Annotated in this window: 17 protein-coding genes; 14 read left to right on the top strand and 3 right to left on the bottom strand. The window is 49.2% G+C overall.

All coding sequences use genetic code 11. The features are described 5' to 3' along the window. Positions 1 to 44: 44 nt before the first annotated feature. Together EVJ20_RS07530 and EVJ20_RS07525 are read right to left on the bottom strand one after the other, a co-directional pair. Complete coding sequence (locus EVJ20_RS07530) at positions 45 to 917, bottom strand: tyrosine-type recombinase/integrase (RefSeq protein ID WP_131507657.1); 873 nt, start codon at positions 915 to 917, stop codon at positions 45 to 47. Next, a complete protein-coding gene (locus EVJ20_RS07525) occupies positions 914 to 1,354 on the bottom strand; it encodes a sigma factor (RefSeq protein ID WP_131507655.1) in 441 nt (146 codons plus the stop codon). The genes EVJ20_RS07530 and EVJ20_RS07525 overlap by 4 nt, the downstream gene beginning before the upstream one ends. A 768-nt stretch (positions 1,355 to 2,122) precedes the next feature. On the opposite strand from EVJ20_RS07525, the gene EVJ20_RS07520 reads away from it, so the two are divergent. The 12 genes from EVJ20_RS07520 to EVJ20_RS07465 all read left to right on the top strand — a co-directional run bounded on the left by EVJ20_RS07520 (position 2,123) and on the right by EVJ20_RS07465 (position 16,677). Beyond that, positions 2,123 to 3,406, top strand: coding sequence for a nucleotide sugar dehydrogenase (locus EVJ20_RS07520; protein WP_131507653.1), 1,284 nt, complete (start codon positions 2,123 to 2,125; stop codon positions 3,404 to 3,406). A gap of 10 nt (positions 3,407 to 3,416) precedes the next feature. Next, on the top strand, positions 3,417 to 4,211 hold the full coding sequence (locus EVJ20_RS07515; RefSeq protein ID WP_236636271.1) for an ABC transporter permease: 795 nt from the start codon (positions 3,417 to 3,419) through the stop codon (positions 4,209 to 4,211). 18 nt (positions 4,212 to 4,229) lie between these two features. Then, positions 4,230 to 5,063 (top strand): teichoic acids export ABC transporter ATP-binding subunit TagH, encoded by an 834-nt coding sequence (gene tagH / locus EVJ20_RS07510; RefSeq protein ID WP_131507649.1) that lies wholly within the window; start codon positions 4,230 to 4,232, stop codon positions 5,061 to 5,063. Between the two features lie 83 nt (positions 5,064 to 5,146). Next, positions 5,147 to 5,623: a hypothetical protein gene (locus EVJ20_RS07505; RefSeq protein ID WP_131507647.1), complete on the top strand. Its 477-nt coding sequence runs from the start codon at positions 5,147 to 5,149 to the stop codon at positions 5,621 to 5,623. A 17-nt stretch (positions 5,624 to 5,640) separates the two neighbouring features. Beyond that, positions 5,641 to 5,907 (top strand): hypothetical protein, encoded by a 267-nt coding sequence (locus EVJ20_RS07500; RefSeq protein WP_131507645.1) that lies wholly within the window; start codon positions 5,641 to 5,643, stop codon positions 5,905 to 5,907. 3 nt (positions 5,908 to 5,910) lie between these two features. Beyond that, positions 5,911 to 7,032 (top strand): glycosyltransferase family 4 protein, encoded by a 1,122-nt coding sequence (locus tag EVJ20_RS07495; RefSeq protein ID WP_131507643.1) that lies wholly within the window; start codon positions 5,911 to 5,913, stop codon positions 7,030 to 7,032. Next, positions 7,029 to 9,530 (top strand): CgeB family protein, encoded by a 2,502-nt coding sequence (locus EVJ20_RS07490; RefSeq protein ID WP_131507641.1) that lies wholly within the window; start codon positions 7,029 to 7,031, stop codon positions 9,528 to 9,530. Before EVJ20_RS07495 ends, EVJ20_RS07490 begins: the two co-directional genes overlap by 4 nt. A 134-nt stretch (positions 9,531 to 9,664) precedes the next feature. Continuing rightward, a complete protein-coding gene (locus tag EVJ20_RS07485) occupies positions 9,665 to 10,054 on the top strand; it encodes a hypothetical protein (protein WP_131507639.1) in 390 nt (129 codons plus the stop codon). Beyond that, positions 10,054 to 11,592, top strand: a complete 1,539-nt coding sequence (locus tag EVJ20_RS07480) for a glycosyltransferase family 4 protein (protein WP_131507637.1) — start codon at positions 10,054 to 10,056, stop codon at positions 11,590 to 11,592. Before EVJ20_RS07485 ends, EVJ20_RS07480 begins: the two co-directional genes overlap by 1 nt. A 171-nt stretch (positions 11,593 to 11,763) precedes the next feature. Then, positions 11,764 to 12,873, top strand: a complete 1,110-nt coding sequence (gene wecB, locus EVJ20_RS07475; protein ID WP_131507635.1) for a non-hydrolyzing UDP-N-acetylglucosamine 2-epimerase — start codon at positions 11,764 to 11,766, stop codon at positions 12,871 to 12,873. A gap of 61 nt (positions 12,874 to 12,934) precedes the next feature. Further along, positions 12,935 to 14,365, top strand: a complete 1,431-nt coding sequence (locus tag EVJ20_RS07470) for an MBOAT family O-acyltransferase (RefSeq protein WP_131507633.1) — start codon at positions 12,935 to 12,937, stop codon at positions 14,363 to 14,365. Positions 14,366 to 14,610: 245 nt separating this feature from the next. After that, a complete protein-coding gene (locus tag EVJ20_RS07465) occupies positions 14,611 to 16,677 on the top strand; it encodes a bifunctional metallophosphatase/5'-nucleotidase (protein WP_131507631.1) in 2,067 nt (688 codons plus the stop codon). A gap of 50 nt (positions 16,678 to 16,727) precedes the next feature. Here the strand turns inward: EVJ20_RS07465 and EVJ20_RS07460 are convergent, their stop codons facing one another. Next, complete coding sequence (locus tag EVJ20_RS07460; RefSeq protein WP_161568096.1) at positions 16,728 to 17,846, bottom strand: DHHW family protein; 1,119 nt, start codon at positions 17,844 to 17,846, stop codon at positions 16,728 to 16,730. 802 nt (positions 17,847 to 18,648) lie between these two features. Here EVJ20_RS07460 and EVJ20_RS07455 point away from each other — a divergent pair. Beyond that, positions 18,649 to 20,712 carry a dynamin family protein gene (locus tag EVJ20_RS07455; RefSeq protein ID WP_161568095.1) on the top strand — a complete coding sequence of 688 codons (2,064 nt, stop codon included), beginning with the start codon at positions 18,649 to 18,651 and terminating at the stop codon, positions 20,710 to 20,712. 10 nt (positions 20,713 to 20,722) lie between these two features. Then, entirely contained in the window at positions 20,723 to 22,960 is a 2,238-nt protein-coding gene (locus EVJ20_RS07450; RefSeq protein ID WP_131507625.1) for a dynamin family protein, read from the top strand. The last annotated feature ends 1 nt before the right edge of the window (position 22,961 follow it).

Raw genomic sequence — 22,961 nt, 5'->3', positions numbered from 1 at the left:
AAAACGGAGAACGCTTCTTCTCCGTTTCTCTGATTTGATCCAGCTCACGATTGCCGCATCATCTTCTCGACGGCGGCCCGTTTCTTCTCCTCGCTCGGCATGACATATTGTCGTGTCGTGTTCAAATTCTCATGGCCGAGGATGTCGGCGAGGAGCATCTCTTCACCTGTCGCCTCTAAAAACTGGGAGGCGAAAGCGCGCCGCAGTTTGTGCGACGTTTTCTCGAGCCCGGTCGCTTCAAGGGCGGCCGCCTTCAAATGGCTGTTGAGCGTCGTCGTGCTGATCACGCGCCCGCGCTTCGATGGGAAGACGTAGGGGACGTCTTTCTTTCGGGGACGGTCCTCCTCGATGTACGTCGCCAAACACGTTTCGAGCGCCTGGCTCATCGGGACGGTCCGCGTCTTGTTCCCTTTCCCTTTGCGGACGAGGAGCACTTTCCGGGTCCAGTCGACATCGGATAACGTCAAGTGCGTCACTTCGCTGACACGGAGTCCGGCGTAGTATTGGACGGTGAGGAGGGCGCGGTAGACCGGGTCGTTCACCCGCTCGAGCGTCGCCTCGACTTCGGCCTTCGTGAGCGGGATATCGCTCTCGCCGCGCTCGTCTTTGACATAAATCTTCTTGAACGGATTGGTCGCGACGTGTCCTTCTTCGATCGCCCAATCGTAAAACGTGCGCAGGGCGCTTAAATAGTTGTTGAGCGTCCGTCCGCTCCGCCCGTGCTTCATCTCGGTGACGTACGGGATCACGTCTTCTCGCTCGGTGCAGGCGGACAAGAGGAGCGGTGCCCCGTGAATCGGCTCCATGATCGTCTCGAACTGGTTGAATTTGTATGTCGCGTTTTTGATCGTGCTCGGCGCATGGTTCGTCGCCTCCAAGTAAGCGAGATGCCTTGCGACCGCATCTTTAAATGTCATCGTCGTTCCTCCTCGATCAGTTTTTTTCTTAACTCGGCCTTATAGGCACGGAGGCGGCTCGGCGAATAGCCGAGCTCCTCCTCCCGGCCGTCTAAGAGATGACAGAGTAACGTATAATGTCGGGGCGGTAAAACGGACGAGGCCCAGTCGAAGAACTCGACGACGGACATGTCGCTACAGGCGACTTCGGGCAGCACCGTCTTCGTCACTTCATGCTCGAGGGCGCGTTTTCGGCTCGCGCGATAGTTGAGGACGGCACCGCGTATCCGGACGTAGCAGTACGTCTTCGAGAGCGTGCGCCCGTCGAGGAGCGCTTTCCATAAGGCGATGCGTGCAGCTTGTGCACAATCGTCGACTTCGTTCGGGTGGACATGCAGCATCCGGATCACGTAATAAATCATCGGTTCCCAGTTTTCAATCTGTTCGTCAATCGTCATCGGTCGGTCCTGACTCGGGCCCGTATTGGATTCCTAGGTGTTTCGAGCATAATGGATGTTATGGCAAATCGGCACCTCCTGCACCATGATATAGCCTAAAGCCTTTCGACCGGCATCATTCTGGACGTGTGTGCCAATCCGTACTTTCTAACGTGAAACAAGCCCTGATTTACACATAACATCCATTATGTTGAAAATTTGTGTCTAAATCCGGTTTTGAAATAAGGGGAACGGGTATTTTGATAGAGAGCTTATTAGACACGCCAGTCTTGCGGCGACCGAAACTCCCTTCGGTCGCCTTCTCTTTGGTCATTTGAAAAAAACGGGTATAGTTATTTGAAAAAAACGCATATATAAGGAAAAGACTGTTCTATTTCGTCTTAGTTATGGTAAAATCAAGTGGCAAACCTTCCCTTAGGTTACGCATATAGAGGTTTGAAATGGGTTAATGACCATCTTGTGTAAAGGACGGAGCAGCTAAGTCTGCTTCGTCCTTTTGCGATGACCGCCGAGGCGATCCGATGTGCTTTTAGAAACACAGGTATATAATAGGAAGAAGACAAGCGTGTGACGTTTGTTGACCGAAAATGTAGTCATGTTGTAATTTGACCATGACCTGCCGTTGCGGTAGAATTTCTCCTATGTGAGATTGAATTGAGAGACAGTATTGATTATCGGACTGTACGGTAGTATAATCTGTTTGCTTTGTGTTGATCGAAAGAGTAAACGTGCGAAAACCGTACGGATTGAAAATGGAGGATATGAATCATGAAAGTTTGTACAATCGGATTAGGATATATTGGACTCCCGACGTCTGCAGTCTTCGCGCAATATGGCGTCGACGTGCTCGGCGTGGACATCCATCAGTCAGTCGTTGATAAGTTGAACCGTGGCGAGATCCACATCGAAGAGCCAGGCCTCGGGGACGTCGTCAAAGACGTCGTCGCGAAAGGCAAGTTCCGTGCATCACTCGAACCGGAACAAGCGGACGCGTTCATCATCGCCGTCCCGACACCAAACAATGACGACGAGCATAAATCGTGCGACCTTACCTACGTATTAGAAGCGACGAAACGCGTCCTTCCGTACGTCGAGAAAGGCAACGTCATCATCGTCGAGTCGACGATCGCCCCACGTACGATGGACGACCACGTCAAACCGCTCGTCGAAGCAGCAGGCTTCACGGTCGGCGAAGACATCTTCCTCGTCCATTGCCCAGAGCGTGTCCTTCCGGGACAAATTCTTCATGAGCTCGTTTACAACAACCGCATCGTCGGCGGCATCACGCCTGAGTGTTCAGAAGCCGGCGCGAAAGTATACGGCACGTTCGTAAAAGGCGAGATCATCAAGACGGACGCGAAGACGGCAGAGATGTCTAAGTTGATGGAAAACACGTTCCGCGACGTCAACATCGCGCTCGCGAACGAACTTGCGAAAGTATGTAACGCACTCGACATCAACGTCCTCGACGTGATCGAGATGGCGAACAAGCACCCGCGCGTCAACCTTCATAGCCCGGGACCGGGTGTCGGTGGGCACTGTCTCGCAGTCGACCCGTACTTCATCGTCGCGAAACAGCCTGAACTTGCAAAAATCATCAAATTGTCACGTGATACGAACGTGTCGATGCCGGCTTACGTCGTCGAAAACGTTCAAAAACTCGTATCAGGACAGACCGACGCGAAAATCGCGGCGTTCGGCGTGACGTATAAAGGAAACGTCGACGACATGCGCGAGAGCCCGGCCGTCGAGATCATCGAGATGATGATTGAGCAAGGCATGAACGTCGCCGTCCATGACCCGCACGTCCCTGTATCTTCATCGAAACACTTCGACCTCGTCTCGAAAGAAGCAGCGCTCGAAGGGGCGGACCTCGTCCTCATCCTCGTCGACCATAACGAGTTCAAAGCGCTCGACTTCGCCGAGCTAGAGCGTTCGATGCGCCAGCCGATGATTTTCGACACACGCAACATCGTCAAGGGAGAGGGAGACGTCACCGTCGTCAACTACGGCAACCTCTACAACCATACGAAAGCGAACATCACGCTCTAAGGTGAAGATGATGCAATCTGCGAAAAAAGTGTTGCTCGAACTTTACGAGAACCTGTACCTCATTTTCAGATTGTCTTTATATGAAGCGAAAAGTAACAACAGTATGCAATACCTCGGTTTCTTTTGGGAACTGTTCACCCCGACGCTCCAAGTCGCGGTGTACTGGTTTGTATTCGGATTTGGAATTCGAAGCGGCGCGCCAATCGATGGTGTGCCGTTTCTTCCATGGCTCGTCTCCGGGATCGTCGTCTGGTTCTTCATCAGTCCGGCGATCACGACGGGGGCACGGTCTGTCTATTCGAAAGTCGCGATGGTATCGAAAATGAGCTTCCCGCTCAGCACGATCCCGGCGTACGTTATCCTTTCGCTCTTTTATCGACATCTCGGAATGGTGCTGATCACGTTTGTTCTGATGTTGGCGTATGGCTATGTGCCAGGACTGCATTCGCTCTGGCTCATCTATTTGGTCGTGTCTTCACTCGCGCTCCTTTATGCGCTTGCGTTGCTCACGTCCGCCCTCACGACGATCGTTCGCGATTTACAGAACCTGCTCATGTCCGTCATGCGGATGATGATGTACTTGACCCCGATCTTTTGGGTGCCGACCGGTCTGTTCGCGAAGATCTTGATGATCAATCCGCTCTATTATCTTGTCGAAGGCTATCGTTCCATGTTTCTCGGGACGTCGTGGCTCGCCGACAATTGGCAATATGGGCTCTACTATTGGGCTGTCGTCCTCGGTGTCTTTTTCCTAGGCGCAGTCGTTCACGTTCGCTTCCGCCGTTACTTTATCGATTACATTTAATCCGTTAGGAGGATCCTTATGAGCGCACATGTGAAGTTTGAGAACGTATCGAAACGCTATACGCTCTATCGTAAGCCGATGGACAAGCTGACGGAAATGATGACCGGTAAGGCGCGCGGCAAACAGTTTTATGCGTTGAAAGAAGTCACGTTCGAGGTGCCGCCCGGTGAAGTCGTCGGCATCATCGGCATTAACGGATCGGGAAAGTCGACGATGTCGAACTTGCTCGCTGACGTGATGCCGCCGACGCATGGGCACATCACGCTCGCCGGCAAACCATCGCTCATCGCCATCTCGTCTGGCTTGAACGGGAACTTGTCGGGGATGGACAACATCGAGCTGAAAGGTTTGATGCTCGGGTTGACGAAAAAAGAGATCGAGGCGTTGACGCCTGACATCATCGAATTTGCGGACATCGGTGACTTCATCCATCAACCGGTCAAGACGTATTCGAGTGGGATGAAGGCCCGGATCGGTTTTGCGATCTCCATCAATATCGACCCAGACATTTTAATCGTCGATGAGGCGCTTTCGGTCGGTGACCAGACGTTCACCGACAAATGCATCAGCCGGATGAACGAGTTCAAAAAGCAAGGCAAGACGATCTTCTTTATTAGTCACTCGATCAACCAAGTCCGCGACTTCTGTACGCAAGTGCTCTGGCTCGAGTACGGGGAGATCCGGATGTACGGGCCCTCGAAAGATGTCATTAAAGAGTATAATAAATTCCTATTTTGGTTCAGACATTTGACGAAAGAGCAGCAAGCACAATTCAAACAATCCAAGCAGGCGGTCCGTACGACCGTTCTCGCGGACACGGGCTTAGGGGAGACGACGATCCTCGCCCGGTGAGTAGTGGCGCATCTTTTGCGAATCAACAAGGTGAGAGTGCCCCTCGGCGTCGAGGGGCTCTTTTTTAGGAGAAGGGGAGAAACATGAGAACGATCAACATCTTACCGGCCATCTATAACTACAACCCGAACGTCGGGGTCAAGGACAAGGTACGTGCCACCGAGAAAGGATGGGCGGCCGTGTTCGAGCTGCGCCCGACATCGCTCGACGACAAACTGTACATCCAATTGTTCGATCAACCGTTTAGTTTGCCGCCAAGCAAAATTTATCGAGATGAGTTGTTCGTCCGTGGCGAAGGAAACGTGCGCATCAAATCCTCGTTCCAAATCAACTCGACCGAACCGCACGAATTTGAATTGTTCTTGCTTCAATACGACGAACGTCGTAAGCTCGACATGGATGTGCGTACACTCGTTCAAAACGGGAATACGTATGACATCGAGGAGACGTTTGAGCTACGGCCTGAAACAAAGTTTCTTAAATTTGCCTATCGTTACATTTTGCATGACGTCAAACCTGTCGATGTCACCCTTGGCCATGCTTCAATCGAACTTTTTTGAATAAAGGAGACCCTACTTTGGATAGACAACAAGAACGGAAGTACTTGAACGATTATATCGAAAGCCTCCGTCTGAATGAGGAACTCATCAATCGTGTCGTCGAGACAGAGGCGCGCCTGCGCGACCTCGAAGTCGAGTATCAGAAGCTCGAGGCCGACTATGAACGAATCGATAAAAAATATGAGGCGCTCGCCGGGTCGAAATTTGGCCGCTTGAGCCGCTCGTATTGGACGTTCAAACGGAAAGTCGTCAACTATAAAAACAAAAAGAAAAGGAAAAAGTGACCTATGCTAGATTTGGACTTTAACGCCCTGCAACGAAAAGTGAAAACAGAGCTCGAACGTGCGCTCAGAAGACGCGATGCGTTAGACGGGATCATGCAAAACGATGCCTCAAAACCGGTGGTGCGCAAAAAAGTCGTCTTCGCCGGTCACGACCTGAAGTTTATCCGTCCGCTCCTGTCTCGTCTCGAGTCAGAAGGGCGCTACGAGATTCAAATCGACGACTGGTCGAGCCATAGCGTCCACGATGAAGCGCGGAGCCGAACGTTGATCGAATGGGCCGATATCATTTTCTGCGAGTGGGGACTCGGGAACGCCGAATGGTACTCGCGCTATAAGCGCCCGCATCAAAGACTGATCGTCCGGATGCACGCCCAAGAGCGCAAGACCGTGTTTCCGAAACGGTTCACGTATGAGAACATCGACGCCATCGTCGCCATCTCACCGTACATCTTAGAGGAGTTCCGCCGGATATTCAAAATTGATTCGGAGAAGATGCGCCTGATTACGAACTACGTCGACACGACAACGCTCGCTCGTCCGAAAGATTGGGAGAGCGCCCGCTTCACGATCGGTGTCGTCGGCGTGTTGCCATCTTTGAAGCGCCTTGACCTCGCTTTGGATACGTTCGAACAAGTGTGGAGCGAAGACCCGCGCTTCCGCCTCGTCATCAAGAGCCGTCGCCCTGAGCAAGTGCCTTGGATTTGGAATAACGCAGATGAGCGCTACCATTACCAGACGATTCAGAAGCGGATCAACGAGGCTGCTTGGGCCGACCGGGTCGAATGGTCGGGACACGGGGACGATATGGCGTCTTGGTATGAACAAATCGGTTTCATCTTGTCGACGAGCGACTTTGAGAGCTTCCATTTGGCGGTCGCCGAAGGGATGGCGAGTGGTGCTTATCCCGTCATCCGTCATTGGGACGGGGCCGAGACCATTTATCGCCGGGAATGGATCATGGACGACTGGTCACAAGCGCCTGCACGCATCTTGACGGTCGACCCGGAAGCGGCGTCCGAGGCAGTGAAGCAATTCGTCCACGAACGGTATGATATTGACACGGTGTATGAGGAGATGGTCTCGCTCATGGAAGCGAGCGCCGTAGGCACGGGAGGAACGTTATGAATACGACTGCATCAACCCATTTGACTTGTCCGACGATCTTCTTGCCGGAACGCTTCCCGCTCGCGGGGCGCGTCAGAACGAGTGAAACGGTTCAAGTGGACGGGGATACAATCATCGCGTCGCTCGGTGAAGCGGCTTATCAATACATCGAATTGACCGAGGCACCTATTCCGGTCCTCGGCGAAATGTCGATCGTGTGCGGGTTCGAAGGGGAAGTCTCTTCACCCGGCGGCATCGATCTCGTCGTGGAAGTTAAAGCGACGAACGGCGTGACGAAGCGTCACATCGTCGAGGCGGGCGAGGCACGGACGTTGCAATTCGGAGCGTTAGACAGCTCGTTCACGCTCAAAATGAGACTGAACGGAGCAGGGTCATACACACGGATTGAGGCCCTCTATCAAAATATTGCCGTCTTGCCTGACGAACGGATCAGCCTGCCGATCGATGCACGCCAATGGTACGGAGGCGCTTATAACGCCAACTATCGCCTACACGACGAGGACGGTGTGCTCCATGCGAGTGTCAACCTGCCGAGTGGGAAGAAAAAGTACATCTCGTTCCGCGAGACGAACAATAACTACGCCCTATTACCAGACGAGCCGTTCGCACAAGTGACACACGACGGCTACTATGAGTTCTCGATCCTCGGCTCGCGCTCGCCTGACATCGACGTCATGCCGATGCTCGTTGGATATGAGTCGAAGACGAAACGAAAAGTCGAGATCGTGAACCTCATGTTCAATGGTGTGACACGCGTCCGCCCGAACCGTGACGTCGATACGTGGCGTCTCGCCCTCAACGTCAAAGGGCAGGGGACGTTCACGATTCGAGAAGTCCAACTATCAAAGATTGAAGAGGAGATTTCTGTGAACAATCAAGAGAAAGAATGGGTCAACGACCACGAAGCCTATCAAACAGGATATCTCGCACCGCGCGAGCTCGGTCGCATCAAGATCGGTGTGATCATGGACAAATTTACGTTCGAAAACTATCGTCTTGAAGCAGACTTGTTGCCGCTGCACCCGGATTATTGGAAAGAACAGATCATGACCGAGCGTCCGGACCTCGTCTTCATCGAGTCGGCTTGGGAAGGAAACAACGGGTTGTGGAACAAAAAGATCGGTTATTACGGAGAGACGAACGCGGAAACAATCCGTGAGCTCGTCGCTTGGTGTAAGAGCCGTAACATTCCGACGGTCTTTTGGAACAAAGAAGACCCGGTCCACTACGCACGTTTCATCGAGACGGCAAAGCTCGTCGACATCGTCATGACGACCGACGAGAACCGTGTCCCGTCTTATCAAACAGATTGCGGCCACGAGCGCGTCTATGCGCTCCCGTTCGCCGGACAGCCGAAGCTACAAAACCCGATCAGCTTGAAAGAGGGACGGATTCCAAAAGCATGTTTCGCGGGATCATACTACTCCCTTCACGAGGAACGGGCCCGGGATATGGATCGTCTGCTCCGCGTCGCGAAGCCGTACGGATTGACGATCTATGACCGCAACTATGAAAAAAACCAATTCAACCTCATGCCGAACCATCGCTTCCCGGCCGAGTTCGAGGACGATATCGAAGGCGTGCTCGAATTTTACGAGATCGACAAGGCGTATAAAGGCTATAAAATCATGTTGAACATCAACACGGTCAAACAGTCACCAACGATGTTCTCGCGTCGCGTGTTCGAGGGTCTCCTTTGCGGGACGCCGATCATCAGCACGTACTCGCTCGGTGTCGAGCAGATGTTCGGTGAGCTCGTCAGTGTCACCGAGGATGAAGCGAAGATGGAATCGGCGTTAAAAGAGCTCATGACGGATGAAGCGGTCTACCATGACAAGCAAGTGCGCGGTATTCGTGAAGTGCTCGAGCACCACACGTACGAACACCGGTTAACGTTCATTCTCGACAAGGCGGACATCCCGTATCGTGTGCACGTCCCTTCAGTGGCGGTCGTACAAGAGGCGCAAGCTGACGAGGTCGATCGGATCGTCGAACAGTTCAAACGTCAAACCTACGAGGCGAAGACGCTGTATTTGATTGTCGAGGCGTCTGAAGACATGAAGGACTTGTATAAGCGGTTTGAACAAGATGCATCGATCCAAGTCTACTGGAAGGACAGCCTATCGAAGTATCAGACGCTCGGCAAGATGATCGGCGATGATTACGTCACGAGTTTCAACGCAGCGTACGAGTACGGTGGCGATTATTTGAAAGATTTGATGCTCGCGACGAAATATAGCACAGCCGAGATCATCGGGAAAGCGTCTTATATGGTCGCTGAAGCGGGCGCGACGCAGATCATTAACGAGGATTCGGAATTTTCTTACGTGCCGGCGCTCCAGTTTGATAAAGCTGTGGCCAAAATGAATATCTTCTTGAAAGAAGCAATTGATGAATCGGTCAAGAAAATCACGACCGGGCAATCGACGGCCGAATATGGAGTCGAAGGATATCGGATGTTGAGCATCGATAACCAAAACCTGAAGGTGCATCGATGAACTGAATCCATTACGCGAAAGGACTTGACTCACATTTGTGGAGTAGGTCCTTTCGTTTCATCTCAACATCTTTTGTACATCGTGAGATTGTTTGGCATAATGTAAGAGAAGACATTGATGAAGGGGATAAACGTATGCGTGACATCGATTGGAAACTTGAATATGAGGCGCTTGAACGTGATATCGAGAACATGATGCAAAAGACGTTGGTCCGCTATGAGCGGTATGAAGCCGAAATCGCATCTTTAAAAGAAACCATCGCCGATTCGACGAAAACGGTCGGACGCTATGCACGAGACGTGAAAAAGGTAACAGAAGAAAAAGAGAAGCTAGAACGGCTTCTCAACGAGCAACAGCAAAAGTATAAACAGTTGCACACAAGCTGTGAGGCGACTCGTGAAGCGCTCGAGGCAGCCGAGGCTGAAGTGAACCGGCTCACAATCGAGAATGAGACGATGCAACGGCGGTTAGAACACTTTGAGTCGTCGGTCTTCGCTCGCTTCGTGCGAAAGGAAGTACGCTGATGGAACGGCGTGTCGATCTCGTCGGCCGGACCGTCAAGCGGCGGTTCAGCCAAGAGGGCGACCTCGAATTTATGAAGACGGACCCGGCGACAGTCGTCCACGGGTTTGAAAAGATTCCGCAAAGTGGACTTCGTTGGCTCGCGGTCACGTTCGATGCGTCCGTCGACCCGCGACTCTCTGTCCGTTTCTTACTTGAACAGATGACGTCCGACGACGTGACGCGGACGACTGTCGTCGAGCCGGGCAAGACGAACTGGGTCGCAATCGATCGAGATACGGTCCAAGTGAAACTTCATTACCGCCTCAGCGGGGAAGGGGTGCTTCGTGTGTCTCCGTTACGCCTGCGAGGGGAGACCGAGAGCGAACCGTTCACCGTCCCTGAGGCCGACACGCTCGTGATTTCGACGGCTTACCCGCACGCCAGCCACCTTTATCGTCACGGGTTCATTCATACGCGCCTGCGAGAGTATGTACGGCAAGGTGTGCGCCCGCTCGTCCATATCGTTCGGACCGAAGACGATGTGGTCCGGACGTATACGCACGAAGGGATTGACGTCATCGAAGCGGCACCGCGCTTCGGGGAATGGATTGCCCGCGCAAGTGGCGCGACTTCTCTGCTCATTCATTTCCTTAACGAGACGATCTATGAGATGACGCGTTCGTATCAACCGCGCATCCCGACAATCGTCTGGATTCATGGTGTGGAGACGGAAGCATGGTACCGCCGATGGTTCCAGTTTTTAGACAACGCGGACGATTTACGACATGCACTCGAATTGAAAACGCGTAAAGAACAACAACTCGGGCTGATGTCACGGCTGTATCGGGGCGATGATCCCTACGTGTCGTTCGTCCACGTCTCCGACTGGTTCAAGACGAGAGTGGCTGAAGTCGACGCGAAACAAGTGACCGAGCGTAGCACGACGATCCCGAACCCAATCGATGACCGTCATTTCCGGTATCAGCCAAAAGACGGAGACGCTCGTTTCCACGTCCTCTCGATCCGCCCGTATCATACGACGAAGTATGGGAATGATTTGGCGGTGGCCGCCGTGCTGCGGTTACAGGATGAGCCGTGGTTCGAAGACGTCACGTTCTCGTTCTACGGGGACGGTCCGCTATTTGGCGAGACGCTCGCCCCGGTGCGCGAACTGCCAAACGTGATTGTGAAGCAGCAATTTTTGACGAGTGACGAGATTTACGCCCTCCATCAAGAAAACGGCATCTTTTTATGTCCGACCCGGCTCGACTCGCAAGGTGTGTCGATGTGTGAGGCGATGAGCAGCGGTCTCGTCCCCGTCACAAACGACGTGGCCGCTATCGCTGAATTCGTGGAGGATGGCGTGTCGGGGCTGCTTGCCCGATCTGAAGACGTCGAGGGTCTCGCCGATCATTTGAAGACACTGATTGAAAACGAAGGACGATTCCTACAACTTTCGGCTGAGGCAAGCCGCCATATACAGGATCGATGTGGAATCGATCGGGTCGTCCGTGACGAAATCGCGTGGATTTCTACAATGTCATCATCTTGTAATTGATTCACAAGCTGAAATAGGCGTATAATGCTCATGGATTGTACGGTGGAAATTTCCATATTCGGCTTCTATATCATTTGTTATGATCAATTGTTGGAATTTTTCATGGAATAAATAGGCTATTGCATCGAAGTTGTACAGATGCAATGGGTTAAATAGAAGGGGATTTTTTAAATGATTAAAGTAATGACTGTATTCGGGACACGTCCTGAAGCGATAAAAATGGCTCCGCTCGTCTTAGAGTTGAAAAAACGCTCAAATATCGAGCCGATCGTCGTCGTGACAGCGCAACATCGTCAAATGCTTGACCAAGTACTCTCACTTTTTGAGATCAAGCCAGACTATGACTTAGATATCATGAAAGACAAACAGACACTCTTTGACGTGACGACGCGCGTTCTTCACGGTTTAGACGAGGTGATGAAAGAAGCGAAGCCAGATATCGTCCTCGTTCATGGAGATACGACGACGACATTTGCCGCCTCACTCGCCGCATTCTACAACCAGATTGCCATCGGACATGTCGAGGCAGGACTGCGGACGTATAATAAATATTCACCGTATCCGGAAGAGATGAACCGTCAACTGACAGGCGTCATGGCGGATCTTCATTTCGCACCGACCGAGACGTCGGCTGACAATTTGAAGCGGGAGAACAAGACGGAAGCAGACATCTTCGTGACGGGGAACACAGCGATTGATGCGTTGAAGACGACTGTGCGTGACGATTATGAGAGCGTATTGCTCGATTCGATCGTCTCAGCGGACAAACGGCTCGTCATGTTAACGGCACACCGACGCGAGAACTTAGGTGAGCCGATGCGCAACATGTTCCGTGCCGTTCGCCGGTTGATTGAAAAGTATGAGGACATCGAAGTCGTCTATCCGGTTCATATGAATCCGGTCGTACGCGAGCTCGCGAATGAGATTCTCGACGGACTAGACCGCGTGCACTTGATTGAACCGCTCGATGTGTTCGACTTCCACAACTATGCTTCACGAGCGCACTTGATTTTGACAGACTCGGGTGGTGTTCAGGAAGAGGCGCCTTCTCTTGGTGTACCTGTCCTCGTCCTACGTGATACGACCGAGCGTCCTGAGGGTGTTGCTGCCGGCACACTCAAACTCGCTGGTGTGGACGAAGAGACGATCTTCGGCCTTGCCGATGAGCTGTTGTCAGACAAAGCCGCACATGATGCGATGGCGAAAGCGTCTAACCCGTATGGGGACGGAGAGGCTTCGCGTCGGATTGTCGATGCGATCATCAACCGATTCGAAGCGTAAGATGATAAAGACTGCTTCTTAAGCAGAAGCAGTCTTTTGTCATGTCAAGGAGGATATACCGATGCTCTTTAGTTCAACAATCTTTTTATTTGTCTTTTTACCACTGACTTTATTCATTTATTATGTGTCACCCCGATTTTTAAAAAATACGATCCTGTTGATCGCGAGCCTCTTATTTTATGCGTGGGGAGAACCGGTATATACGTTCGTGATGATTACTTCGATTATCATGAACTACACGTTCGGATTGCTTGTCGACCGCTATCGTGAGGACATTAAAATTGCCAAATGGCTAGTCGGAGCGATGGTGCTCGGTAACGTGCTGTTACTGTCTGTCTTCAAGTACACGAGCTTTATCATCGAGAACGTGAATGCCGTCTTTAGGTTAGGCCTCACCGACCCGATGATTCCGTTACCGATCGGCGTCTCGTTCTTTACGTTTCAGGCGATGAGTTACGTCATCGATGTGTATCGCAAAGAAGGGAAAGTGCAGCGTAATCCGCTCGATTTGGCGTTGTACATCTCGCTATTCCCTCAATTGATTGCCGGACCAATCGTCCGCTATCAAACCGTCGCCGACGAGATCAATGAGCGTAAAGAGACGCTTGATGATTTTGCGTCCGGCGTCCAGCGGTTCGTCATCGGATTAGGGAAAAAGATGATTTTGGCCAACAGCTGCGGCTATGTGGCAGATCAAGCATTCTCTCAGTCAAGCGGCGATTTGTCGACCGGGTTTGCTTGGATCGGGATCATTGCCTACTCGCTACAAATTTACTTTGATTTCTCCGGTTATTCGGATATGGCGATCGGTCTCGGTCGTATGTTCGGTTTCCATTTTCTTGAAAACTTTAATTATCCGTACATTTCACGTTCGGTCTCTGAGTTTTGGCGTCGTTGGCACATCTCGCTCGGAAGCTGGTTCCGTGATTATGTGTACATCCCGCTAGGTGGGAATCGCGGCGGCGCGGTTAGTACGTATCGCAACTTGGCCGTCGTTTGGCTGTTGACCGGGGTATGGCATGGGGCGAGCTGGACGTTTATCGCATGGGGGGCGTATTACGGAATGTTCATCATGCTCGAGCGCGCCTTCCTCGGCAAATGGTTGAAGGCGCTCCCGTCTGCGCTTTCTCTAGGATTGACATTGTTCATCGTCATCATCGGCTGGGTGTTCTTCCGCGCTGACAACTTCGGTTATGCGATCACTTATTTACAAGCGATGTTTGGATTGAGCGAGGGCGGCTTGTGGGATTCGCAAGCGATGTACTACTTATCCCAATACGGTATCATTTTGCTCATCTCAATCATTGCCGCCACACCGCTTCCTAAGATGTTAGGCGAATATATACTGACGCTTGAAGAACGTAGTAATAAAACGTGGGTCGTTGCATCGGCTGGATTCTTGCGTTACGGGTATTTGTCGCTCGTCTTGGTGTTTGCCGTGTCTTATGTCGTCGCGAGCAGCTTTAACCCGTTCATTTATTTCCGTTTCTAAATCATGTAAAGAAAGGTATGGAGTGGGTTTCCATACCTTTTTTGGATAGAACGGTATTCCAAAACAAAAGGAAATAACGGAATATTTACAAAAAAAGAATTGTGTTTAAGTGTGTAATTGCGTATCTTTAAAGTGAAGTCGTACCACATTATTGGAAACGCTTCCATCGGCTGTTTATAAAGGGATTCTGTTGGACGTTTGACTTCAGGAACGGTCATTCTTGTTACATCTAAGGAGGAAAAAGTATGTATCAAAAGAAAACGCGCAAGCTGTATCAGGGGATGCTTGCCGCCGCAGTAACGGTATCGGCGATTGCGCCGGTTGTTGTCACAGAGGCGGCGCCAGCGAGCAAGACGACAAAGCTTAAGGCAAAAATCGTTTTGAACGGTAACTTAAATGCGGTACTTGATCGTACATATCGGGGACATAAAATCGAATGGTACACGTCATGGGTCGATCAGAAAAACGTGTACAGTTATCAGTCGATAAAAGGCAAAGTGCTGGGCACGAACAACTATGTCGAAAAGCAGATTCGTATTTTAAACTATCCTTCGGCCATTTTACCTCCAACAGAACCGCTTTCATTTAGACAAGGAGACAAAATCAACGGGACGTTGAAAACGCTTCTTGTGAAATTCGTAGACCGTACCGTACCGCAGCCGGTGAAATGGTCGAACCTGTCAACGGACAAGATCGGGCAATTTACGGCTACGGCATCTTATACGCACCGAGGGAAGACGGTCTCGATTGAGATCCCTTATGAAGTGAAAGGGTATGAACTTTCATTCATGCACACGAACGACACGCACGCTTCGCTCGACTTCGCACCGAACCGTTCTGCCGTCATCAATGAACTCCGTTCAGAGAATCCGAACCGAATTCTTATAGATGCGGGAGATGTATTCTCGGGTTCACTGTACTTCAACCAATTCAAAGGACAAGCTGACTTGAAGCTGATGAATTATATGAAATATGACATCATGGTACCGGGGAACCATGAATTCGATCTCGGCACGGATGCGGGGCACGAAGAGTTCTCTGAATTTGCCAAGAACGCCTCATTCCCGTTTGTCAGCTCGAACGTCGATTACAGCAGCGATCAATACTTGAAAAACTTGTATCAAGATAAAGTGACAGATAAACCATACGCTGGTCATCTTTACGAAGGCATCATCAAAGTCGTGGACGGCAAAAAGGTCGGATTCTTCGGTTTGACAACGGAAGACACGGCCAATATTTCAAGTCCTGGCCCGATCAAATTCCAAGATTATATCGCAGAGGCTGAGAAGGCGGTTGCCGCGTTCAAGTCGAAGGGTGTCGATCAAATCGTTGCCGTATCTCACCTTGGGTTTGATGACAACCCAGCGATTGATAACGATTTAGAGTTGGCAAAACATGTAGAGGGAATCGACATCATTATCGGAGGTCACTCCCATTCGCAGTTGGATGAACCTGTAGTCATTACCGAGGGCAAACAGGCACCGACGGTCATCGTGCAAGCGTATCAATATGGAGACTACTTAGGAACATTAGACGTCGTCTTCGACAAAGATGGTAAAGTCGTCTCACAAGCCGGGAAGTTGATTGATGTGAAGACGTACGCTCCGGACCCGGAAGCAGTCAAACTCCTTGCCCCATACGCTGAGGAAATCAAAGAACTGAAAAATATGGAAATTGGTGCGAATGCACTCGCTGAGTTCGAAAACCTTCGGGACCGAGGCGATGTGACGAAACCGAGCGTACGTAAGAACGAGACAGCGCTTGGGAACTTGATCACAGACGGGATGCTCGACCGTGCGAAGCAACTCGACCCGCAAGTCGTCGCGGCAGTCCAAAACTCTGGCGGGATTCGTGCTGCCATTGATGCAGGTCCGATTACGGCAGGTGAAGTTTTAACGACACTTCCGTTCGGAAATACGCTTTCCATCATGTCTCTCCAAGGCAGTGAACTGTTGTCGGCACTCGAGCGTAGTGTCAGTGTCTACCCAATTGAGGACGGGGCATTCTTACACATGTCTGGGATGAAGATCGAGTTCGACAGTTCGAAGCCGGCCAATAGCCGAATTACAAAGGCACAATTACTACAAGATGGCGTGTACGTGGATGTCGATCCAAGCGCAACATACAAGATTGCAACAAATTTCTATACGGCAAAAGGTGGAGACAACTACGCTGACTTCGAAAAAGCTTACGTAGAAGGACGTGTCAACGATCTCGGTCTGATTGATTGGGAGATCATGCGCGACTATCTCGTGAAGCTTAAAGATGTAGAGCCGAAGCTTGAAGACCGCATCGTCAACATCAACAAATAAGAAAAAATAGACCGCAGATCAGGTTCTCCCTGATTCGCGGTCTATTTTTGTTAAATGCCCAATTTTTCGTGATAGAGCGGGATGAAATCTTTTAAGTTCACGTTATGAATGAACAGCACGGCATCCATCTCGTTCGCCTCGACGTACTGACGGATCGTCTCGCCGTTAAAGTGACGGACGTCGATGACGGAGATATGACCGAAATGTTCCGGCAATAGCGTCAACATCGGATTGGCGTATGAATCCTTTAAGACGAGCAGACGTTTGTCATTCTTTGGAGTCACCTGATCGATTGTTAATAACGGCCAGTTGCGGTGTAAGAAAACCGTGTACAGTTCGTTGTAGACTTCGGAAGAGGCAAGGGGAGCGGTGTTGATCAGTTCAAGGCCGCACTCGCCGTCATGACAAATGTTGGTCGGCGTGAAACCGGCTTTCGGTTCAAACCATTCAAATGCATCACCTTCCTTAACATACTGTAACGTCGTACTTCTGGCGTAAGAACCGTAATACGGTTGGTCGTGTGTATACGTCGTCAACTGTTGCTCTGTCAAAGGGGGGGCAATGTCTGAAAAGTCCGCTTGCATGGCTTTGATGGTGTCCATGTAGGCATAGTGTGCCCCCTTGGCATTCCAATGGTAGTCCGTTTTGTAGAATGCCTCACTTAAAGAGTCGAGGTTCGAGAGACTGGTGCGGTAGTCGATGAAGGACACGTTGTCGATAGCAGAAACTTCTTGCTTGATTGTGTCATACATGGCCGGGGCTTCATTCGTCATGTACTCGGGCAGACTCGAATCATACGTCTCGAATGTAGCCTTGTTCGGAGCCAATCCGAAATAAATCGGAACGTCGGCAGCGTTCATTTCCGTCGCGAAGCGGGCTAGATCTGAGACGAAAGGTTGTGGGTCTGTTGATACCCCGATCGGCGAGTTCATGGTACCGTCGTCGGCGACGTACACCCCGTTTTTAATCGACTGTTGCAGGACATCTTTCGTGAAGAAGGCGTGCAGGCCGATCCATGTGTCCCGGAACACGACTTGATCCGTGACGAACGACTCAAAAGCACGCATGTAGCTTCCTTCGGTCATGCTATCGATTGAGAACGTTGGGGCAGCGGCTAATTCACGATTTTCCATGACGGACATGGCACGTTTTTCGCCATAGTATGTCAAGTATGCCCCGCCGAATATGAAGGCAAGAAAGCTAATTATGAGAATGATTTTTATCATACGTCGGACGAGTCGCAGTGGGTCGTGAGACAGTAAAGGTTCGGATTTATGAAGAACGGGTTGTTGCATAGCAAATCTCCTTTAGCAGTAATGTCAAACACTCAAGAATTCTAACATAAAATGGCTTCATACTGGTTAACAAAAGTATGTCATTTACAAAATGAGAGGTTAGATTCCGATTAATGTTTGACGAATGACAAGATAGAGAAGATTTGGTCTTTTGACTTAAAATTAACAAGAGGCCAGAGACGATAGAAGGCGCGTCGCAGCGCGTATGCAATCGACTTCTTCACGGTAGGTCTGTTTTACATCAGAGAAGGAGCGAGGGAGCGTCAATGAATCGAAAGGTCCATGCTTCATCCACGATCCGTGGCTTTGTCCGATTTTCGTTGGATAAATCACAAATTTATAGGTTGAATCTTTGATGACGATGACCTCGATTTCAGCTAATAATTGTAAATCACGTTTATATAGAAAGCGTGTAGATGAAAGAACCTCAGGATTCATGATTATATGTCATTTCCTTCCTTAAATACTTTATATTTCTCATTATAAGGCTATTCGACATAAAAACAAAACGTGTATTTTCATTTTATGGTAATTGTTAATGTGAAAAAATATAGTATAATTTTCCTATAACAAAAAAGAATCAAATTACTTTAAATGTAATAATCAGTCATTTATATCTTCTATGTTGACTGCATGCCTTATTTCGGCCTAAAACATAAAGAGAGTGGAACCCATCGTGAATAAAAACAGATTACAAGCAGACATAGGTCTATTAGTAGAAAAATATAGTGACGACTTGTTTTTTGGAGACGAGCTAGAGATTCTCTCCGAACGCATTCATTCACTAGAAAGCAGTATTGCCGTCATCGGTCAATTCTCCGTCGGCAAATCAGCATTACTCAATGCATTATTAGGAGAAGAGATTCTATCTACACGACGGATCGAATCGACTAAAGTGCTCACTAGAATACGGAATTGTCCGTCCCGAAAAGAGGCGAAAGTAGCGCTGACCTATCTAGAGGGAGGCTCACGAACATTTCCAATCGATGATATTGACGACTTAGAGAAGTACACGACGTTTCAAGGTGATGAGGTCACGGATACGTTGGCGGCGGTTGATCTTTATTGGCCAGTCCGATTTTTAAACGAAGAATTGGTTTTAGTCGATACGCCAGGGGCGAATTCTCTTACCAAGTCTGCCTTCGAGACAACGCGAATGCAGCTCAAAAAGTCTTCTGCTATTCTCTATTTGTTCAACGGACAGAAAGGACTTGAGACGACAGACCATGAACTTTTAAATGAATTTGTCTCGAATGGTAAAAAAGTCTTTTTAGTTGGTACGCACATTGACCGAATGAATAGTTCACACGAATGGAACGAAGTCGTAAAAGAGGTCCAATTCAATCTTGACGATATGTCCAACTTCGATATTATCGGCGTGTCCTCTACCTTGGCACTAAAAGGAAAAATGGATGCGGACGATGCCCTGCTGTCTGAATCGAATATTGCAAGCCTTGAAGATGTTTTGGGTGAATACATGGCTTCTGGAGAATATCATCGAGCCGAGTTACGCTCGATTGAAAGTGATTATATTCAATTAGATGCGGAGATTAAGGAAGTCGAGGCAGAACAGTTCAAAGGAGAACAAGAAAGAGAAGACGAGCGAACAAGAAGACACGAACGACTCACCGCGATTACCGAATTAGACTATGCCGACGTAGAGAACTACGGGAAGACGTTATTACGTCGCCGCGGAAATATCGTGCGGGAACTAGGCTCACGTCTAGAAGAGAATATTTTACGTGAAGGGAAAGACATTTTACATAAAGTCACAGCGTCGTATTCTTCTTTCAGTCAGCAGTTGAACGAAAAGATGGAGAATCTTGCTAAAGGTACAATCGATATTGAATCATTAAAAAATGATTATATCGGCCACCTGAATCATGTCGAACAAATTTATATACGGTGGGGAAAATCGATTGAGGATTCCGGATACCACTTTATTGAAACGTTCGATCTCGAAGTGAGGCGTGACGATAAAAAGTTTTTGAACGCGCTGAAAACGATGGAGAATGATGTTGAGATCAAATGGGAAAACTTTGATTCGATCTTGATGTCGATCTCCTTCGAGCCGCTGCGGCTAGACTTAGATCTTTCCGACTTTGACGTTTACGAGTCACAAGTCGATAAAGAGGAATCGAGGCGGAAAAAACTCAAGACGAAGCTCTCTACGGTCGAAGGGGAGCAGAAACAGATTGCAAAAACGCTCGACGAACAAGTATCTGAGGTCGAGAACAAAAAGAAAAGTGTCCTGTCCGACATTGGAGAAAGACCGAAACCGGAAAGGCAATACCGGGAAACAGGAATTTTATTTTGGAAGAAATCTGTCCCTGATGGCTATGATTACTCACGCCCGAACCTATGGGACGAACGTTACAGAGAAATAACGGCAATTTATGAACAAGACCTAGCACGAATCAACGAGGTCAACAGAGATCTTTCCATGAAAAACGAGAGAAAACGAACACGTGCGTTGAAGGAGATTGATGATCTTGAAGAGGCGATCCATTCAAAACGCCATGCTTTCTTGAGCGCCCTTTATTCAATCATCAATGATCAATCAAAAATTGTTCTCGAGACGCACAGTGAGCGATTAAATGATATTCGCCAAGAGTGGGAACGGTTATTAATCGTACAAGAGGAGCGTCATGATGCGCACCTTCAGACGATTGAAGACCAGTTCGTGAAATTTGTGAACGATTCGAAACAGGTAGCAATCAAAAAAATCAGAGTATTGTGAGGATCATCCTATGATAAGAAATCAATTTGTCGAAAGAAAGCAAGAACTACAGGAACGGTTCGACGCCGCGTTACAGATCGGGAAAGAACTTGAAGGACGTTATCCCGAAGTTTTATCAGTCCGACCTGTGATGGAAGACCTTCAAACATTAAGAGAAAACTGGGAGAACGAACGATTTGAAATCGTTGTGGTTGGGGAGTTCTCGACAGGGAAATCAACGTTCATCAATGCTTTATTAAAACGTGAGATCCTCCCTTCGAAGGTAACCCCTACCACGGCGACAGTCAATTTCATCAGACACTTAAATGAACTTGGTGAAGATTGCAAAGAACCGATCGCCAAAGTTCACTTCAAAAACGATGATGTCATCGAGATTCCATACCGCGACCTTCCTGACTATGTCACGGAAATGAGTGAGAAGGTGAATGTCAGTGAAAACATCCGCTATGTCGACCTCTACGTTGATTCGCCATACTTAGAAAACGGAGTCGTCCTTGTGGATACACCCGGCCTGCAGGCATTGAATATCGAACACGAGCGAATCACGAAAGAACAAATTAAAAAATCGAATGCGAGTATCCTTCTATTTAATATGGAACAACCCGGAAAACTTACAGAAATCAAGTTTCTTCGTGACCTCTCGGAGTCAATCGATCGCATTTTCTTCGTCGCCAACCGACTCGATGGTGTTCCTTATGACCAAGTGCAGGAAGTGAAAGAACAGCTCGAAAAATCATTGCGCGAGAACGACTACCAGCAGATTGCTCCTGCCCAGGCGATCGTTTATCCAGTCAGTGCTTTGCAGGCGTTGAAGGCGCAAGATGAGCTGGTCGTTACGAAGCACTGGGAAGACGTTCCTGCCGACGAGTTAATGACCTCATCGCGCTTTCCTGCATTTTTAGATCGCTTGGAAAATTATCTCTTTGCAGGTGAAAAGACGAAGGACTTCTTAAATGTCCCTTACGTTTCGATCGAAAACTATTATGAACAATTGATTCGTCAGCTTGAGCAGTACAAAGAAGCGCTCGAACGGGACGATGACATGGAAGAGCTTGAAAAAGCCCATAAGTTGGCCAAGGATGAAGCGGAACTACGTAATTTGCAGCTTAAAAAAGAAGTCATCCGTTTGAAGAATCTCTTCTCGAATACAAAACGGGAGAACGAAAAACAGTTCAATGAAGAATTCGAGCAATTGACGACAGCCGCTAAGCTAGCGGTGGGTGCTATCGAGTCATTTGATCGACTCGAGAGCCAAGTGAACGATGAGCTCGAATTATTCAACAAAGATTATCAGGCCCTGTTCGACCGAAAACTGTTCGATCTTGCAGAGGAATTGAACACTGCGATGAGACATGAACTTGAAGAATTTGAGCTTAAACTGGAAACACCGCACCTTGATGAAGTACTAGATGTGCGTATCGACATTCATCGACCGAGAGCGAAGACAGCTGAGGAAATTGAGGCAGAAGTGAAGAAGCAATTCGCCGACAAGAAAGAAGAATTGGCAGACGAAAAGCGTAAACTTGACCTCAAGACCAAGCAAGAACATCAACTGAGCGTTCAAAGACGCGAACTCCAACGTAAAGAAGGACATCATAAAGATGACTTGCGTTTCTATGACATGATGATCAACAGCACCCCTCAAACCGAGGAGCGTTACGGCGTCATTAAAAAACGACGCTTTTGGTTCGACAAACATGGCACGGTTAAAGAAGAGAATAAACGATATGATCAACTGATTGCACAGCGTCGAGAGGAAGTTGTAGCCGCGCGTCGTGGAATCGACGAGCGTACCGAACAAAACATGCACATCGAAATGGAATTAGGGAACTTCGATGGTGTTTACGCTGATCGTGACGAGATCCTTGAGGAGCAGAAAGCGCTCAATGAGAAAGAAGGAATGGCCCTCATCAGACGGATGAATGAAGAACTAGCGGAAACCGGTCGCTTGTTAAGCAATCAAAAGCGCAAAGTGACGAGACAGCTAGATTCCACGTTCACACAGTGTAAACGTGATTATCGAGACTTCATTCGGACGTTGGACACGTTGAAACTAGCCGAGCAACAGATTGAGGAGTACATCCGTAAACAGGATGAACTATTATCGTCGAGTATTCGACTGGCCGCACAGCTTGCCGAGCAAATTGACAGTTCTCAAGAGACGCGAGCATCTGTCGCACAGGATGTCGAGACTGTGAAGCAAAGAGTGGAAGAAGAAAAAATGTTGCTGATGACAGCACTCATTTAAA

It is taken from the genome of Exiguobacterium sp. SH0S1 (genome assembly GCF_004337165.1).
Lineage (GTDB): Bacteria > Bacillota > Bacilli > Exiguobacteriales > Exiguobacteriaceae > Exiguobacterium > Exiguobacterium aurantiacum_A.
The sequence above is the reverse complement of the archived record's forward strand: the minus strand, read 5'-3'. Positions and strand labels throughout refer to the sequence as shown.

Coding starts and splice junctions, on each gene's coding strand:
- EVJ20_RS07530 (WP_131507657.1), bottom strand. CDS start 917: ATGACATTTAAAGATGCGGTCGCAAGGCATCTCGCTTACTTGGAGGCG.
- EVJ20_RS07525 (WP_131507655.1), bottom strand. CDS start 1,354: ATGACGATTGACGAACAGATTGAAAACTGGGAACCGATGATTTATTAC.
- EVJ20_RS07520 (WP_131507653.1), top strand. CDS start 2,123: ATGAAAGTTTGTACAATCGGATTAGGATATATTGGACTCCCGACGTCT.
- EVJ20_RS07515 (WP_236636271.1), top strand. CDS start 3,417: ATGCAATCTGCGAAAAAAGTGTTGCTCGAACTTTACGAGAACCTGTAC.
- tagH (WP_131507649.1), top strand. CDS start 4,230: ATGAGCGCACATGTGAAGTTTGAGAACGTATCGAAACGCTATACGCTC.
- EVJ20_RS07505 (WP_131507647.1), top strand. CDS start 5,147: ATGAGAACGATCAACATCTTACCGGCCATCTATAACTACAACCCGAAC.
- EVJ20_RS07495 (WP_131507643.1), top strand. CDS start 5,911: ATGCTAGATTTGGACTTTAACGCCCTGCAACGAAAAGTGAAAACAGAG.
- EVJ20_RS07490 (WP_131507641.1), top strand. CDS start 7,029: ATGAATACGACTGCATCAACCCATTTGACTTGTCCGACGATCTTCTTG.
- EVJ20_RS07485 (WP_131507639.1), top strand. CDS start 9,665: ATGCGTGACATCGATTGGAAACTTGAATATGAGGCGCTTGAACGTGAT.
- EVJ20_RS07480 (WP_131507637.1), top strand. CDS start 10,054: ATGGAACGGCGTGTCGATCTCGTCGGCCGGACCGTCAAGCGGCGGTTC.
- wecB (WP_131507635.1), top strand. CDS start 11,764: ATGATTAAAGTAATGACTGTATTCGGGACACGTCCTGAAGCGATAAAA.
- EVJ20_RS07470 (WP_131507633.1), top strand. CDS start 12,935: ATGCTCTTTAGTTCAACAATCTTTTTATTTGTCTTTTTACCACTGACT.
- EVJ20_RS07465 (WP_131507631.1), top strand. CDS start 14,611: ATGTATCAAAAGAAAACGCGCAAGCTGTATCAGGGGATGCTTGCCGCC.
- EVJ20_RS07450 (WP_131507625.1), top strand. CDS start 20,723: ATGATAAGAAATCAATTTGTCGAAAGAAAGCAAGAACTACAGGAACGG.